Origin of the sequence: Mycobacterium sp. (assembly GCF_050701675.1) — a bacterium.
GTDB lineage: Bacteria > Actinomycetota > Actinomycetes > Mycobacteriales > Mycobacteriaceae > Mycobacterium.
The window spans coordinates 1-1,996 of the sequence record NZ_JBOGDD010000850.1; the positions used below are offsets into that span (position 1 = coordinate 1).

The window sequence follows — 1,996 nt, forward strand, 5'->3', positions numbered from 1 at the left end:
CCGTACTGCGGTGGGACGCCGTCCATGCCCCATACCCCCAGTTGAAAGTTGACCAAGATGAAACTGCACGGCAAGACCAAGAAGGCCGTCACCGGCGCCTCGATCGCAGCCATGGCGATGGCCGGTCTGCTCACCTCCGCCGGTATCGCACAGGCCGATCCCGCGGCCGGCCTCGTCGGCTCGAGTTGCGCGGCCTACGCCAAGCAGGTTCCCACCGGGCCCGGCTCGGTCGCGGGCATGGCCATGGACCCGGTCGCGGTCGCGGCCTCGAACAACCCGATGCTCACCACGCTGACGTCGGCGGTGTCCGGCAAGCTGAACCCGGACGTGAACCTGCTCGACACGCTCGACAGTGCTGACTACACCGTGTTCGCACCGACCGACGCCGCGTTCGCCAAGATCGACCCGGCCACCATCGACAAGCTGAAGACCGACGCGCCGCTGCTGACCAGCATCCTCACCTACCACGTCGTCCCCGGCAGGCTCAGCCCCGCTCAGGTCGTCGGCACCCACAAGACGGTCGAGGGCGGCGAGGTCACCGTGACCGGCTCCGGCGCGAATCTGAAGATCGGCGACGCCGGCCTGGTCTGCGGCGGCGTACAGACCGCCAACGCGACGGTCTACATGATCGACACCGTGATGATGCCCCCGGCTCCCCCGGCGATGTAGCCTGGCACTCTTCACCGAAAGGGTGGCCCGGCCCCGCGCCGGGCCGCCCTGTCGACTCACCGCCGTTGCTCGCACGAATGACATTGTCGTGACGTCTCTTTGAGCGACGACCCCATCCGCGCCGGGGTCTGTTACGAATGGAAGTCATGTACACACTGATCGCCGTCGGCTTCATCGGCGGGCTGATCACCGGCATCTCGCCCTGCATCCTGCCCGTGCTGCCGGTCATCTTCTTCTCCGGCACCCAGAGTGTGCGCGAGAGCGACGGTGGCGGCGGGGTGGCCACCCAGGCGAAACCGACGCGGTCCCAAACACTGAGGCCCTACCTGGTCATCGCCGGCCTAGTACTGAGCTTCAGCGTCGTGACGCTTCTCGGGTCGGCCCTGCTGTCACTGCTGCACCTTCCGCAGGACGCCGTCCGCTGGGTGGCCCTCGTCGCGCTGGTGGCCATCGGTCTCGGGCTGATCTTCCCGCAATTCGAAGCGCTGCTCGAGAAACCATTCTCCCGCCTGCCGCAGAAGCAGTTCGGCACCGGCAAGAACGGCTTCGGCCTCGGACTCGCCCTTGGCGTTCTGTACGTACCGTGCGCAGGTCCCGTGCTGGCCGCGATCGTCGTCGCAGGCGCCACCGGCACCATCGGGTTCAACACGGTGGCGCTGACACTGTCCTTCGCCGTCGGCGCCGCCTTGCCACTGCTGTTCTTCGCGCTCGCCGGCCGCCGGGTCGCCGAACGCGTCGCCGCCTTCCGCAGCCGCCAGCGTCAGATCCGCGTCATCGCGGGCGTGGTGACGATCCTGCTGGCGGTGGCGCTCGTCTTCAACCTGCCCGCCGTGCTGCAGCGCGCCATCCCCGACTACACCAGCACCCTGCAGGAGAAGGCCGGCGGTGAGGAGCAGATCCAGAAGCTGAACCTCGGTGGCATCGTCAACGACCAGAACGCACAGCTGTCGAACTGCTCCGACGGCGCCAAGCAGCTCGAAAGTTGCGGCACCGCACCGGACATCGTCGGCATCACCAAGTGGCTCAACACCCCCGGTGGCTCCCCCATCGACCTGAAGTCGTTGCGCGGCAAGGTCGTTCTCATCGACTTCTGGGCCTACTCGTGCATCAACTGCCAACGAGCCATCCCGCACGTCACCGGGTGGTACGACGCGTACAAGGACAAGGGCCTCGAGGTCATCGGGGTGCACTCCCCCGAGTACGGCTTCGAGAAGATCGACACCAACGTCGCCAGCGGTGCCGCGGACCTCGACATCCACTACCCGATCGCGATGGACAACAACCTGTCCACGTGGACCAACTACCGCAACCGCTACTGGCCCGCCGA

The 1,996-nt window shown here is 66.9% G+C and carries 2 protein-coding genes; both read left to right on the plus strand.

What is annotated here, in order from left to right:
- Positions 1 to 57: 57 nt before the first annotated feature.
- The gene (locus ACRDUX_RS26100) at positions 58 to 669 is read left to right on the plus strand and encodes a fasciclin domain-containing protein (RefSeq protein ID WP_526417971.1); all 612 of its coding nucleotides are present in this window, start codon (positions 58 to 60) and stop codon (positions 667 to 669) included.
- A gap of 146 nt (positions 670 to 815) precedes the next feature.
- Positions 816 to 1,996, plus strand: a 1,181-nt coding sequence (locus ACRDUX_RS26105; RefSeq protein WP_526417969.1) for a cytochrome c biogenesis protein/redoxin, incomplete at its 3' end; no start/stop codon positions are given.

Coding starts and splice junctions, on each gene's coding strand:
- ACRDUX_RS26100 (WP_526417971.1), top strand. CDS start 58: ATGAAACTGCACGGCAAGACCAAGAAGGCCGTCACCGGCGCCTCGATC.